12 protein-coding genes are annotated in these 14,008 nt (G+C 71.1%); 6 read left to right on the forward strand and 6 right to left on the reverse strand.

Features of this window, described 5'->3' with window-relative positions:
• The first annotated feature begins 56 nt into the window (after positions 1-56).
• Positions 57-713, forward strand: coding sequence for a nitroreductase family protein (locus tag ACQPZQ_RS20085; RefSeq protein ID WP_433298076.1), 657 nt, complete (start codon positions 57-59; stop codon positions 711-713).
• A complete protein-coding gene (locus ACQPZQ_RS20090) occupies positions 713-2,269 on the forward strand; it encodes an AMP-binding protein (RefSeq protein ID WP_433298078.1) in 1,557 nt (518 codons plus the stop codon). The genes ACQPZQ_RS20085 and ACQPZQ_RS20090 overlap by 1 nt, the downstream gene beginning before the upstream one ends.
• Positions 2,270-2,369: 100 nt before the next feature.
• Here the strand turns inward: ACQPZQ_RS20090 and ACQPZQ_RS20095 are convergent, their stop codons facing one another.
• Positions 2,370-3,533 carry an FAD-dependent oxidoreductase gene (locus tag ACQPZQ_RS20095; RefSeq protein ID WP_433298080.1) on the reverse strand — a complete coding sequence of 388 codons (1,164 nt, stop codon included), beginning with the start codon at positions 3,531-3,533 and terminating at the stop codon, positions 2,370-2,372.
• A gap of 281 nt (positions 3,534-3,814) precedes the next feature.
• Here ACQPZQ_RS20095 and ACQPZQ_RS20100 point away from each other — a divergent pair, with 281 nt between their 5' ends.
• Positions 3,815-4,744, forward strand: a complete 930-nt coding sequence (locus tag ACQPZQ_RS20100; RefSeq protein ID WP_433298082.1) for a helix-turn-helix domain-containing protein — start codon at positions 3,815-3,817, stop codon at positions 4,742-4,744.
• 8 nt (positions 4,745-4,752) lie between these two features.
• On the opposite strand, the gene ACQPZQ_RS20105 is transcribed toward ACQPZQ_RS20100, so the two are convergent.
• On the reverse strand, positions 4,753-6,123 hold the full coding sequence (locus tag ACQPZQ_RS20105; RefSeq protein ID WP_433298084.1) for an MFS transporter: 1,371 nt from the start codon (positions 6,121-6,123) through the stop codon (positions 4,753-4,755).
• A gap of 306 nt (positions 6,124-6,429) precedes the next feature.
• Positions 6,430-8,118, reverse strand: coding sequence for a carboxylesterase/lipase family protein (locus tag ACQPZQ_RS20110; RefSeq protein WP_433298086.1), 1,689 nt, complete (start codon positions 8,116-8,118; stop codon positions 6,430-6,432).
• Positions 8,119-8,312: 194 nt separating this feature from the next.
• On the opposite strand from ACQPZQ_RS20110, the gene ACQPZQ_RS20115 reads away from it, so the two are divergent.
• A complete protein-coding gene (locus ACQPZQ_RS20115; protein ID WP_433298088.1) occupies positions 8,313-8,858 on the forward strand; it encodes a Chromate resistance protein ChrB in 546 nt (181 codons plus the stop codon).
• A 46-nt stretch (positions 8,859-8,904) separates the two neighbouring features.
• The gene (locus ACQPZQ_RS20120) at positions 8,905-10,152 is read left to right on the forward strand and encodes an MFS transporter (RefSeq protein ID WP_433298090.1); all 1,248 of its coding nucleotides are present in this window, start codon (positions 8,905-8,907) and stop codon (positions 10,150-10,152) included.
• Between the two features lie 27 nt (positions 10,153-10,179).
• Here the strand turns inward: ACQPZQ_RS20120 and ACQPZQ_RS20125 are convergent, their stop codons facing one another.
• Positions 10,180-10,788: a hypothetical protein gene (locus ACQPZQ_RS20125; protein ID WP_433298092.1), complete on the reverse strand. Its 609-nt coding sequence runs from the start codon at positions 10,786-10,788 to the stop codon at positions 10,180-10,182.
• A gap of 251 nt (positions 10,789-11,039) precedes the next feature.
• On the opposite strand from ACQPZQ_RS20125, the gene ACQPZQ_RS20130 reads away from it, so the two are divergent.
• On the forward strand, positions 11,040-11,825 hold the full coding sequence (locus ACQPZQ_RS20130; protein WP_433298094.1) for an IclR family transcriptional regulator: 786 nt from the start codon (positions 11,040-11,042) through the stop codon (positions 11,823-11,825).
• Here the strand turns inward: ACQPZQ_RS20130 and ACQPZQ_RS20135 are convergent.
• Both ACQPZQ_RS20135 and ACQPZQ_RS20140 read right to left on the reverse strand, forming a co-directional pair.
• Positions 11,822-12,760 carry a hydroxymethylglutaryl-CoA lyase gene (locus ACQPZQ_RS20135; protein ID WP_433298096.1) on the reverse strand — a complete coding sequence of 313 codons (939 nt, stop codon included), beginning with the start codon at positions 12,758-12,760 and terminating at the stop codon, positions 11,822-11,824. The genes ACQPZQ_RS20130 and ACQPZQ_RS20135 overlap by 4 nt on opposite strands.
• A complete protein-coding gene (locus ACQPZQ_RS20140; RefSeq protein WP_433298098.1) occupies positions 12,757-14,004 on the reverse strand; it encodes a CaiB/BaiF CoA transferase family protein in 1,248 nt (415 codons plus the stop codon). Before ACQPZQ_RS20140 ends, ACQPZQ_RS20135 begins: the two co-directional genes overlap by 4 nt.
• Positions 14,005-14,008: the final 4 nt, after the last annotated feature.

Genomic DNA, 14,008 nt, shown 5'->3' on the forward strand with positions numbered 1-14,008 from the left:
GACTCTCCCGTCGTGGTCCACTCGTCTTGTCACTGCTGCACGACTGGAGGTCATGCATGACGCCGGAGTCCCTTCCGCTCATGGAGGCGCTGCACTCGACGCCGTCACGCCGGTATCTCGCTCCGGACCCGATCCCGGACGACGTCCTGTGGTCGGTGCTCAATGCCGCCATCCGCGGCCCGTCGGGTGGCAACCAGCAGGGCTGGGGATGGGTCGTCGTGACGGACCCGGAGGTGAAGGAGCGGGTCGCGGCCTGGTACCGGGAGAACTGGGACGCCGCGTACGGCAGCAGGCGCGAGGACATCCTCAACGCCCCGCCCGGATCGCGGGGGCTCTCCAAGCGCGGGTTCCTCGGCGCCGAGCACCTCGCCCACCACATCGCGGAGGCCCCGGTCTGGGTGTTCCCGGTGCTGCGCGGGGCGGCGGACGTCACGAACCCGCGCATCGGGTCGTCGATCTACGGGGCGGTGCAGCAGCTGTGCCTCGCCGCCAGGGCCCACGGCCTCGGCACGTCGCTGACCACGCTCTACGGCGGCCACGAGGAGGAGCTGCGGGAGATGCTCGGCCTGCCCGAGGACGCCCTGACGATGGCGCTGGTGCCGATGGGGTACCCGACACAAGGTCGCTGGGCGGAGCCGAAGCGGCTCCCCGTCGAGGACGTCGTGCACTGGGAACGCTGGGGCGCCAAGCGCCCGCGCGAGGAGGCCGGGTGATGGGAACCGATCTCGAGGCGCTCTCCTTCGAGCCCTTGACGCCGGTGTCCTACCTGGACCGTGCGGCCGCCGCGCACGGTGACCGCATCGCCGTGGTCGACGGCGGGCAGCGCTGGACGTACGCGGAGCTGCACGATCGGTGCCGGCGCCTGGCAGGTGCGCTGGCGCCGCTCGCCGGTGGCCGGCCGGTCGCCGTGCTGGCGCCGAACACCCACGTGTTGCTGGAGGCCAACTTCGGCGTGCCGTGGGCGGGGGTGCCACTGGTGGCCGTGAACACCCGGCTGTCCGCGGGCGAGGTGGCCTACATCCTGGAGCACTCGCAGGCCGCGGTGCTCGTCCACGACCCGGCGTTCGACGCGCTGGTCATCGACGTGCTGAGCCGGATGGCGGTGCCGCCGCAGGTGGTGCGCGCCGGTGAGCAGTACGAGGAGCTCCTGGCCGCCGCTGCTCCACTGGCGCTGACCCCGTCCGAGGAGCGGGCGCTGCTGTCGATCAACTACACGTCCGGCACGACGGGGCGGCCGAAGGGGGTGATGTACCACCACCGCGGGGCGTACCTGCAGGCGTTGGCGATGGTGGCGCACACCGGCCTCTCGCCGTCGGCGGTGCACCTGTGGACGTTGCCGATGTTCCACTGCAACGGCTGGTGCTTCCCGTGGGCGGTCACGGCGGCGGGTGCCACGCACGTCTGCCTGCCCAAGGTGGAGCCGGCGCAGGTGTGGCGGCTGATCCGGGAGGAGGGGGTGACGCACCTCAACGGCGCCCCCACGGTGCTCTCGATGATCGCCTACGCACCGGAGGCCGCCCCGCTGTCCGGGCCACCCGTGCGGGTGGCGACCGGCGGGGCGCCGCCGAGCCCGGCGATCCTGCGGCGGATGGGGGACCTGGGGTTCGACGTGACGCACCTCTATGGACTGACGGAGACGTTCGGGCCGGTGATGATCTGCGACTGGCGACCGGAGTGGAACGCCCTCGACGCCCACGAGCAGGCCCGGCTGAAGGCACGCCAGGGTGTGGGGAACATGATCTCGTGCCGCGCTCGGGTGGTGGCCGCGGACGGCACGGACGTCCCGGCGGACGGGACGACGATCGGGGAGATCGCGTTGCGCGGCAACAACGTGATGCTCGGTTATCTGAACGACCCGGAGGCGACGGCCGCGGCCGTGCCGGACGGGTGGTTCCGCACCGGTGACCTCGGTGTGCTGCATGCGGACGGGTACGTGGAGCTGCGGGACCGGAGCAAGGACGTGATCATCTCGGGCGGGGAGAACATCGCCTCGGTGGAGGTGGAGCAGGCCATCTTCGAGCATCCCGCGGTGCTGGAGGTGGCGGTGGTCGCCGCGCCGGACGAGAAGTGGGGCGAGGTCCCGGTCGCCTACGTCACCGTGCACGAGGGCGCGTCGGTGACCGAGGCGGAGATCATCGATCACGTGAAGGGTCGTCTGGCCCGGTTCAAGGCGCCGAAGCGCGTGGTCTTCGGCGAACTGCCGAAGACCTCCACCGGCAAGATCCAGAAGTACGTGCTGCGGGAGACGGCCCGCGCGACGCCTGCCTAGACCCCCGGCAGCCGCGACATGGACACGTGTCGCTGTTCGACACGCTCCGCGTTCCGCGAGATGTGTCCATGTCGCGGGTCGGCCCCGCTACGTGACGAGGTCAGGGCACGTCCTCGTCGAACGGGAACTGGGCGGCCAGATCGTCCGTGGCGAGTGACCGCGGGACGCACCGGAGCGCGGTGTTGCGCACCCGTGCCTGGCCACCGGTGAGCCGCAGCATCCGGTTCATCCGGCGTGCCGCCCACTGCTGCTGGGAGGTGCGGGGCAGCCGGCGGGCGGAGTAGATCTGCAGCGCGGCGGGCACATAGGCCGGATCCGCGTCGACGAGGACCTTTCCGAGCGCCACGGCGTCCTCGAACGCCAGGCAGGCGCCCTGCCCGAGGTCGGGAGTCATCGCGTGCGCCGCGTCGCCCAGCAGCGCCACCCGCCCGACCACGAGCGTGGGCAGCGGCCGGACGAGCTGGGCCGTCTCGACCACGTGGACGCCGGTGGGAGGGGTGGCTTCGATCAGAGCGGCGACCGACGGGTGCCAGTCGGCGCGCCGATCGAGCAGCCAGCGATGGCGCTGCTCGGGACCGGCCGCCGCGCTGTCCGCGCTCGCCCGCCACAGCGAGTACCAGTAGACGCCCTCGACCATGGGCAGGCAGCCGAAGCGGTCGCCGGTGCGATCGTCCAGCAGCTCGCCGACGACCAGCGCCGCGGCCACGGGAGCGACAGGGGCGATCGCCCGCGCCGCCTTCTCCCCGGAGCCGGCGAGGCCGGGATGGGTGGGAAACAGTGCCCGGCGGAGCCGGCTGCCGGCACCGTCGGCGATCACGACGGCGTCCGCCTGCACGTCCGGGACCCCGTCCAATTCGACGTGAACGTCCGTTTCCCGCACTCCGGTGACTTCCGAACCGGTCCGGATGGAGCCCGCAGGGAGTGCGCCGGCCAGCAGACCGTGCAGCCATGGTCGGCGCACGGCCACGAACGGTGAGCCGGTCGGGCGGACCACGGCCGCCGGCTCGGGAGCGAGCAGGGTGTGTCCATGACGGTCGCGCAGGGCGAAGCCGCCACCCTCGTGCAAGTCGGGATTTGCCCGCGGACGCGCGCCGACGCCGAGCGAGTCCAGGGCCAGCAACCCGTTGGGCAGGATCGCGACCCCGGCGCCCGCCTCGCGCAGTTCGGGTGCCCGTTCGAGGACCGTGACCTCGTGTCCTGCCCGGTGTACGGCCACCGCCGCGGCCAGTCCACCCAGTCCTGCCCCGACAACCGCGATGTGCATCGGCAGCCCTCTGTTCGTCGAACGACGTTACCGGTGATCACCTCTCGCAGTCTCGCCACTCGTTCCTTCGTCGGGTCGAATGGACCTTCTGTCGGCCTCCCTGTGAATTCTTCTGCAGGAGCTGCACCGGGAGTCGACGCTATGGCCATAGAAGCGTCCGGAGTTGTCCGTGACTGCATGCTTCTTGTCTCCCCGTGCAGTCCGGCGTACTCGACGGCCCACCGTGCGGGCGCCGGTCGGTCAGTAGCGTTGAGGTCGTGGACCAAGAGCGGCGGTGGAGCATGTCCGAGATTCCACTGCGAGACCGTTTCGGGGCATGGTGCGAGCTTCTGTCCGCTACACATCTGGCTTTCGCCGTCGACATGGTCAGCGGCCCGAATCAGGAATTTGCCGCGGATGTGCAGGAGAACCGGCTGGGCGCTATGTCGCTGCTGCGCACGTCGGTGTTCCCGCACCGCGGGCGGCGCACCCGCCGGCAGGTGACGGCCAACACGCGTGATGTGATCGGGCTGCACTTCATCGAATCCGGGCGCCAGGCCGTCGAGTTGGACGATGAACGGGTGATACTCGCGCCGGGTGACGCGATGATCTGGGACGGCGCAGCCACCGGCGACTACGAGATCCTGGAGCCGCTGACCAAGACCACCCTGATCGTGCCGCGCTCGCTCGCCGCTACCGCACTGCCGAGCTACCGCCGGTCGTTCGTTCAGACGCTGCCTCGCGACCATGCGCCTACCCGGTCGCTCATACAGGTGCTGTCGGTACTGAACGATCAGTTGCCCACGATGGCCGACGGGGCCCGCGAGGCGTCGGCGTTGCTCGTCACCGAGCTTCTCCGACCGCTCAACCGGCTACAGGGCGGCGACGGCCCGGAACGCGCCCGCTGGCCCGCCCTGCAACTACGGGAGCGAGTTCTCGACTACATCGACGCCAACCTCGACGACACGAAGTTGTGCCCGAACATGATCGCCACCGCACACGGGGTGTCGGTACGCACTCTCTACTCGTCGGTCGACGGGCTGGGCATGAGCCTCGGCAGCTACATCCGGCACCGACGGCTTGCCCGCAGCCACGACGACCTGCTCTTCGGGTCCGAGCCGGTGGCCGTGGTGGCGCGACGCTGGGGTTTTGCGAGCCCGGCGTATTTCAGCCGGGTCTTTCGGGACCGGTACGGCATACCGCCGGGGCGGCTACGCCGGCAGCGCGGCTAGGACGTTGGTCAGTCGAGCCTCGCTCTGCGGGGGTCCACGTTGCGCGCTCCGAGGATCAGCAGACCCGAGACGAGGATCGGCAGGCATCCCCAGAGCAACGCGGCTGTCGTCCAGCCTGCGCCCCTGCTCAACGAGTAGGTGACGAGCAGCCCGCCGATGATGGCGCCGATCTGACCTGCGGCGTTGATGATCGAGCCGCCGGTCGCCCGGGTGTGGACCGGGAAACTCTCGCCGTTGAAGAAGAGCAATGCCGAGTACGGCCCGATCAGGAAGAACAGGCCGGCGCTGTAGAGGCCGATGATCAGGCCGAAGTTCCCGGACGGCCCCAGGAGCATGGCCCCGAAGGACAGCGCCGAGAAGACCCAGCCGATCGCGATCGCGTTGCGCCGTCCGATGCGGTCGCCGAGCCAGCCGTGGAACAGATAGCCGGCGAAGGCGGTGGCATTGGAGACGATCAGGATCGCGAGTGCGTTGGTGAAGGCGATGTTCTTGCCGTCCGGGGCCGTCAGCAGCGAGGTGCCCAGGATGGCGAACACGAGGACACCGAGCCAGTTCAGCAGGAACGCCGTGCCGATCACGACGGTCGACCGCAGCGACTCGCCCTTGAACGCGGAGGCCAGTGGCGCCGAGCGGTCGGTCAGGTCGACGCCCGCGCGCCCGGCGACTTGGTGCGCGTCGTCGGTACGCCCCTGCTTGAGCAGCGTCTCCGCGCGGTGGCGGGCGGCGAACTGCGGGCTCTCCTTGAGGTAGCGGGCGGCCCACAGCATGAACACCGCAGGGAACACGGCGACGATGAAGCAGAGCGACCAGCCACCGAGCGGGAACAGCAGGTAGATCGACACCGCCGCCAGGACCGAACCCACCGGCCACCCGGACTGCACGAGCGAGTAGATGAGCCCACGCCGCCGGACCATGGCGGGGTCGTCGCGGTACACGTTCGCGAACAGTTCGTTGAGGTAGGTCGCGTTGATGGCCTGTTCCGCGTAGCCGAGACCGGCGAGGGACCGGACGACGATCAGGAGCACCACCCCGACCCCGCCGACGACGCCGATGACCCATCCGGCCAGTGCGGTCAGGGCCGACGCGACGGCGGCGCCGACGACAGCGATGACGATGCCGCGGCGGCGTCCGACCCGGTCCACGAGTGGGCCGGCGGCGAAGGCGACGAGTGCGGTTCCGGCCGTCACCCAGGTGTTGATGCCGGTCGACTCCGCCGAGGTCCAGCCCAGGTCAGCGGCGAGTTTGGGCAGCAGATTGCCGAAGAGCACGAAATCGTAGACGGCGAAGGTCCACGCAAAGAAGCAGATCCACGTCGCGATCCTGACGTCGCGAACCGTGAGGCGTGGTACCTCGGCCAGTGTCCGATCGGAAAGATCCATGCCGTTGCTTCCGTTCCTGAGAGCGTGGCTACCGAGTAGTGCTCCCGGACGGGAAAGATCAATGGACCCGGTGGGACGAACGACCGGTAGAAGCCGGCCTGCGGCAGATCGGCACGCTGCGCGGATGTCGAATGAACACACCACATTCAGCATTCAGATGGGCTCTTTTTATAGCCATCCCTTCATGGGGTGGTCAAGCGGAGGCCAAAGTCGACGACGGGGCGGGCCGGCCGCGATGTGCCGCGCGCCGAAACGCCCGCGGCCTCGACGATGGCGAGGTCGCGGGCGTGGCGGGGATTCGAACGGTCAGGAGACGGAACGCCAGAAGCCGCAGCGGTGCTCGCGGTCCATGTCCACGCCGCCCACACCCTCGGGTCCGGCCGCGAGTGACTGCACGTGACCGCCCTCGTCGTAGTGCGGCCACTCCGGAAGACCGTTGCCGTTCGGGTCACCGGTGCGGGCGAACTGCGTCCAGTAGCCGATCATCCGGTCGGACAGCAGTTGCTGCTCCGGTGAGAGCTCGGCGCGCGCGTAGGCGCCGGAGAACAGGTACTGCAGCTCGCCGGCATGGAAGGCGCCGGTGGGGTAGGCCGGAAGGTCCGGCCCGGCGAACCACGGGGCCGTCCGGTCGCTGAACTCGTACGCGAAGGTCGGGTTCTCCCGGGACAGCTGCCGGTTGACGTCGGTGGCCGGGCATCCCCATCCCCAGTCGGTCAGCACGCTCGCCGTCGCCCAGCTCGTCGAGCCCGCGAAGTCGGAGAGCGGGTACTCGCGCGCCACGCGGTCGGCAGTGGCAGCGTCGACGCCGAGGTACTGCCCGAGCACCGCCGGATAGTCCGCCGGAGCCACCGGCCCCATCATCGTGTCGATGCCCGCCTGGAACGTCACGTGCTCGTCGCGCGTGATGCCGTGCATCACCGGAACCTCTGCCGTCTCTCCCGCTGCCAGCTGCCGGGCGGGGTCCTCGGGGATCACACCGCCGCCGTAGCTGGGCCCGAAACCGTGCTGACCACCGTCGGCCGCCAGCAGTTCCTCGGTCGTCTTCGACCGCAGGCACTCGGCGGCGGTCGCCGGATCCGCGCACCCCGCCGCGGTGGCCAGCTCGGTGCCCTGTGCCTCGGCCTGAGCCCGCGGCTTCGCCCGCCACGTGTCCGGGAACTGCCAGCGCAGCGTGCACGGTCCACTCTGGATGATCACCCGCTCGAACAGCCCGGCCGACCCCGGAGCGCTCAGGTGCGCACAGCCACTCATGCCGCCCGCGGACTCGCCGAAGATCGTGACGTTGTTCGGGTCGCCGCCGAACGCGGCCGCGTTGTCGCGCACCCATTGCAGCACCGCCTGCTGGTCCTCGATCCCGAGGTTGCCCGACAGGTGCTCCGCAGGCCCGGAGTCCAGCGCCGGGTGGGCCATGAAGCCGAACACGCCGAGGCGGTAGTTGAACGTCACCACCACGACGTCACCCTGCGCGGCCAGCCGCTCCGCCCCGTAGATCCCACCGGAGCCCCACGTGAACCCGCCACCGTGGATCCAGACCATCACCGGTTTCGGCTTCACGTCGGCGGTGGCGTCGCGGGGCGTCGTCACGTTGAGGTAGAGGCAGTCCTCCTGGGTGCTCGGCACGTCACCGATGAAGTCGCCCGCCTGCGCGCACGGGCTCGCCGGGGCGGTCGCCTCCCGGACCCCCGGCCACGGCTCCGGCCGCTGCGGAGATCCCCAGCGGCGCTCGCCCACCGGCGCTGCCGCATACGGGATGCCCTGGAACGAGCGGTAGGAGTCGGTCACCGTGCCACGCACGACGCCGTCCTCCGTCCGCACCAGCGAGGAGTCCTCGGGCTCGATCTCCACTGTCGCTACGACCGGCTCTGGCTCACCGGAGGCGGCGGCCGCCGGCGTCGTGGCCACGAATGCGACGCTCGCCGCGACCGCCGCCCCGGCTGCCACCGCCACCAGCGACCTGGCTGTCCGAGACCGCGTCGACCGAGTCCTGCTGCTCATGTCCCTGCTCTCCTTCGTACCGACCGAATCCGGCGCATTCGAACGATCGCGTCCTGCGGCGGCGAACGGCATGCAGAGCCCCTCCGGAAACGAGGTCGGGTGCGCCCCACCTCGACCCGGCGCACCTGCTGCAGGCTGCAGGGACAGCCGCCGGCAGCACTTCCTTCGGTGTAACAGCTGCTACATTCCTGGACGTGACGACGGCGGAGTGCCAGTGGCTGGTGTTGTCGGTTCGCGTGCCTGCGCAGCCGTCACGGCACCGCGTCGCCATCTGGCGCGAGCTGCGGCGGGTGGGTGCTCTGTCGATCGGCCAGGGGTGCTGGGCCCTGCCGGACGTCCAGACGATGAACGCGGCTGTCGATCGGGTGCGGGACATGGCGGAGCGAGGCGACGGGGAGGCGGTCGCCGTCCTGGGGGCGGGTCGCACGGAGCAGGACCGGGCCCGTCTGGTGGCGTTGTTCACCGCTGATCGGACAGCCGAGTGGGTGGAGTTCCTGGCCGACTGCACGAAGTTCGACGCCGAGATCGACAAGGAGATCCGCACCCGCAAGTTCACCTTGGCCGAGCTGGAGGAAGAGGAACAAAGCCTCGAGCGGCTCCGCCGTTGGCACCGCGACATCCGCACGCGGGACGTCTTCGGCGCGCCGAACAGCTCCGAGGCCGACCAGCAGCTCAAGCACTGCGCGGAGCGGCTGGAGGAGTACACCGAGCAGGTCTTCGCCGCCCTCCACCAGATCTGATCCGCGAGATCGCCGCATTCGGCCGGACGAGGAGACCAGGAACCCGATGAACGACGTACCTGCATCCGACCCGCAACGGGCGGCACCGGGCGTCGCGCCGACCGCCGAAGTGACCGCGTTCCGCGTGCTGGCACCGCTGTACAGCGCGGGTTTCGTCACCGCGTTCGGGGCGCATGCGGTCGCCGCGAGCCTCGGCACGCAGTTCGGGACGGCGCAGGTGTCGTTGTTCGCGCTCGGCGTCGCCCTCGCCGTCTACGACATCGCAGAGGTGTTGCTGAAGCCCGTGTTCGGGTCGCTGGCGGACCGGTGGGGACCACGCCCGGTTCTGCTCGGCGGCCTCGCGGTGTTCGCGCTGGTCTCCGGCGCGTTCACCGTGGTCGACCTGGTGAGCCCGGCTTCCGGTTCGATCGTGGCGCTGGCCCTGGTGCGTCTCGGCCAGGGGGCGGCCGCGTCGGCCTTCTCCCCGGCGGCCGGAGCGATGGTCGGAAGGCTGGTCGGCCCGACGAGACGGGGCCGGGTCTTCGGGTCCTACGGCGCATGGAAAGGCCTCGGGTACACCGCCGGGCCGTTGCTGGGCGGCGTGATCATCACCTTCGGCGGGCTGGCGGCGCTGTTCGCCACTCTCGGCGCGGTGGCGGCCGCCGTGGCGATCTGGATCGCCGTCACGGTTCCGGTGGTCGACCCGTTGCCGCGGCGCCGGCAGACACTGGCCGACCTCGGACGCAGACTGCTCGAGCCAGGTTTCCTGCGGCCGACGTCGGCACTCGCGGCGACGACAGCCGCCTTGTCCGTCGGCGTGGGCTTCTTCCCGGTGATCGGGGTGCGCAGCGGGCTGTCCCCGGTCGCCACCGGTGCGGTCGTGGCCTGCCTGGCGCTGGCCTCCACGCTGGTTCAGCCGCGGGCAGGCCGGGCGCACGACCGCGGCCGGCTGAGCTCGCGGCAGGCGATGGCTGCGGGGTTCGCGCTGACCGTGGCCGGGTTCGTCATCGCCGCGACGGTGCCCGGCCTCGGCGGTCTGATCCTGGCTGCGGTCGCGGTCGGGCTGGGCGTCGGGACGATCACACCGGTCGCCTTCGCCGACCTCGCCGCCGGGTCACGTCCCGAGCGGCTGGGCCAGACGATGGGGTCGGCCGAGGTCGGACGCGAGCTGGGAGACGGAGGCGGCCCGCTGCTCGTCGGGGCTCTCGCGTCTGTCGCCACGGTCGCCGGAGGGCTGGGCGGGTTCGCCGTCGTCCTCGCCGCGATCGGGGTGGCCGCAACCGGCCGCGGTGGACGCCGGCGGATCCGCTCGTAGCCGGCGTTCATGGCAGCCACGGTGCGCCTACGCGTCGCCTCCGGGAGCCGCCGGACGTCGGCGGGGTCGGGGGCGGTCCCGCTCCGCCTGGGCATCCGGCCTGGGACGGCGCTGTGTGCGCGGACGGCGTTCCCCGCGGCTCTCCGGGCGCTTGCGCGGTCCGCCGTTCTCGTCCGCGGCCTCGGGCCGAGCGTCCTCCGCGTCGGCCGTCTGCTTCTTCGCCGGCGCCGTGCGGCGTCGGCCGGCGAGCCGCTGCAGCGCCTCGAGCAGTTGCAACGCCAGGCGCTGCAGGAGCTGCAGCAGAGCCATGGCGCGAGCGACCACGAGACTGAACGCGGCGCCCATCCGCGCTCGCACCGCCGTGCCGGTCGCGCGGGGCTTCTTCTGCTGCCTGGGCTTGCCTGTCAGCGCCTCGCGCAGCCCAGTGCCGCCGCTCTCTGCGAAGTCGTCGAGCCGGGTCGCGACCCTGTCGACCCGCGCGATGGCCATGTCGACCACGGTGCCGAGCACCCTGGTGCCGGCGTCGCTCATCGCCTTGCGCGCAACCTCACCCGCGACACGACTTCCGGCCCCTCCGGCGGCCTTTCGCGCACCGCCGGTGGCGCGTGTCGCCGTGCGCGTCACGGTATCGGTCATCCTGGTCACGTCCCTTCTCGGTCTGCCCGCGAGGGGCAGGTACTTGCGCGTGCATCGGTCGTACGAACCCGTGCCCGGGCACCGAGGCAGTGGATGAGACGGTGAGCAGGCGCGGGCTGTATGGCCATGCCATTCCCGTTCTGGCGGTCCGGCAAGCGTCCTCGCCACGCCTCGCGGCCACGTCGCCCTCGTCACGCGCAACCGAGCCGGGTGACGTGAGCCCGGGCACTGCACGGTCTAGATTCTCGACCATGTCCGTGGACGAGGGTTCAGGCTCGTCGAGGCACACGCCGCTGCTGGTGCTCGGCAAGATCACCGAGATCCTCGACGCGTTCTCCCTCGCCCGCCCGGCACTGACGTTCAGTGAGATCCAGCAGGCCACCGGCCTGCCGACCTCGACCGTCCAGCGGCTGGTGACGAACATGGTGGCGCAGGGGCTGCTGGACCGCGTCGGCGACCAGATCCGGATCGGCGTGCGCATGGCGTACTGGGCGGCTCCCGCGGTCAAGGGCGTCGACGTGCTGACGATCGTCAACCCGGTGGTGCGCGAGATGCGCGACGCCACGGGGGAGACGAGCTGCTTCTTCCGTGAGGAGCAGGGGTTCCGGGTCTGCGTGGCGGTCGCCGACACCCGGCACGTCCTGCGGCGCGACATGTACGTCGGCAAGATCCTCCCGCTGCACGCCGGGTCGGCGGGCCGGGTGTTGCTTGCGTGGAACCCCGAGCTCGCCGAGGACGTGCTGGCGCGGCCCCTGGAGCCGATCACCGACACGACGGTCACGAGCCCGGAACTCTTGCGGGAGCTGATCCGGCAGACGCGCAGCGACGGGTTCGCCATCACCACGGCCGAGCGGGAGGACGGCTCGTCCGGGTTGTCGGCCCCGGTGTTCAACTCCGCCGCGGAGCTCGTCGGAGCCGTGTCGATCAGCGGACCCACGATCCGGATGCCGCTGGCGAAGTGCGAGGAGTGGGTGGACCTGCTGGTCGGGAGCGCCGAGAAGCTCACCAGGACCCTCGGCGGGCGCTACCCGAACTAATGCCGCGGCCCGGCCACCCACTCGAACGCCGACGCCGTCGACCGCACGCCCTGCGCGGTCTTCGACCGGTTCGGCTCGCCGAGATCGGCGAGCAGGTCCTCGGAGAGCTCGACCATCCGGGCCAGGCCGCTCGGCGTGAGCCAGGAGGGCCGGGTCGCGAAGACGATGTCCTCCGACGAGGTGTTCCCGCTGGCGCCCGGTGCGAACGGGCAGCCACCGAGCCCGCCGAGCGACCCGTCGACCACCGAAGCGCCCGCGGCGATCGCGGCCAGGGTGTTGGCCACGCCCAGTCCCCAGGTGTCGTGCCCGTGGTAGACGATCCGGCGGGCAGGCGTCTCCTCCCGCACCCGCGAGACGAGGCTCGTGACCTGGGCGGGAACCGCCTGGCCGAGCGTGTCGCAGAGCACGATGTCCTCGGCGCCCTCCGCTCGGGCGTCCTGCGCGATGCCGAGCACCCGCTCCTCCGGCACCGGCCCGTCGAACGGGCAGGTGAAGGACGTCGCGATGCAGAGCTGGATCCGGCCGCCTGCCGCCCGAGCCGTCTCGACGGCTGCGGGCATGGCTTCCAGGCTCGCCTCGGTGCTGCGGCCGATGTTGGCCTGGTTGTGCGCGTCGGAGGCCGAGAAGCAGTACTGGACGTTGAGCGCGCCCGCGGCAACGGCCCGTTCCACGTGCCGGGGCGTGGCGACCCAGATCCAGCACTTGGCGAGCTCGTCGGCGCTCAGGGCTTCGACCACCTCGAGGGTGTTGGCCATCGGCGGGACCAGATCCGGCCGGGCCATCGAGCCGATCTCGAGGCTGGGGACGCCGAGCCGCAGCAGCTCCCGGACGATCTCCACCTTGCGCTCGGTGGACAGCAGCTTTCCGGTGAGCTGCAGCCCGTCGCGCAGGGTGACGTCCCGCAGGATGACCTCCTCCGACGTCGTGTCGGTCATGACTGCTCCTCTCCCGCGGTGATCGCCGCGATCTCCTCGTCGGTCATTCCGAGTACACCGGCGAGCACCTCGGATGTGTGCTCGCCGAGCTCCGGTCCGAGCGTCCGGACCGGTAGCGAGACGTCGCCGATCACGGGGACGACCCCCGGGAAGCCGACCTCGCGCGGTTCGTCCCCGCCGGTGTCCACCGGGAGGTACTGGATCATGTTGCGGGCGCGGTACTGCTCGTCGTCGCAGATGTCGGCCGCGGTGTAGCTCGGCCCGGCGGGCACCCCGGCCCTGTCGAGCTGCTCGAGCACCTCGGCTCGCGGCCGCGTTGCCGTCCAGTCGCCGATTGCGGCATCCAGCTCGTCGCGGCGGGCCCAGCGGCCGGCGTTGCTGCTCAACGACGGGTCGTCGGCCAGGTCCGGCCGACCGATCGTCGCCATCAGGCGCTGGAAGATGGCGTCGCCGTTGCCGGCGATGATGGCGCTGGAGCCGTCGCCGCACAGGTAGGCGTTGGACGGGGCGATGCCCTCCATCCGGCCACCGACCCGGTTCCGGTTCACGCCGTAGGCCAGGTGGTCGGGCACCAGCGACTCCATCATCGACAGCACCGCCTCGTTGAGCGCCACGTCGATCACGCGTTCGGTCAGGGGCGCCCGGCCGGGCGCGCGCCCTGACCGGCCTGCCTCGCGCCGGTACAGCGCCATCATCGCGCCGAACGCCGCGTAGAGACCGGCGATCGAGTCGCCGATCGAGACCCCGACCCGCACCGGCGGGCGATCCGGTTCCCCCACGAGCTCGCGCAATCCGCCCATGGCCTCGGCGACGGCGGCGAAGCCGGGGCGCTCGGCGAGCGGGCCGGTCTGGCCGAACGCCGAGATACGCGAGATGACGAGGTCGGGGTTCGCGGCGTTCAGCTCGTCGGGCCCGAGCCCCCATTTCTCCAGCGTGCCCGGACGGAAGTTCTCCAGCAGGACGTCGCAGTGGCGCACCAGGTCGAGAACGGTGTCCCGGCCGGTCGTCGTCCTCAGATCGAGCACGACCGACTTCTTGTTGCGGTTGAGCGTCCGGTACAGCATCGACGTCGACCCCGCGTACAAGCGCCAATTGCGCACTTCGTCGCCTGTGCCCGGCCGCTCGATCTTGATCACCTCGGCACCGAAGTCGGCCAGCAGCCTGCCGGCGGTCGGCGCCGCGATGTAGTTGCCCAGTTCGAGCACGCGGACCCCGCCCAGGGGCCGGATCGGGCCGTCGTTCACGAGT

Origin of the sequence: Pseudonocardia sp. CA-142604, assembly GCF_050948475.1 — a bacterium.
Classification (GTDB): Bacteria; Actinomycetota; Actinomycetes; order Mycobacteriales; family Pseudonocardiaceae; genus Pseudonocardia; species Pseudonocardia alaniniphila.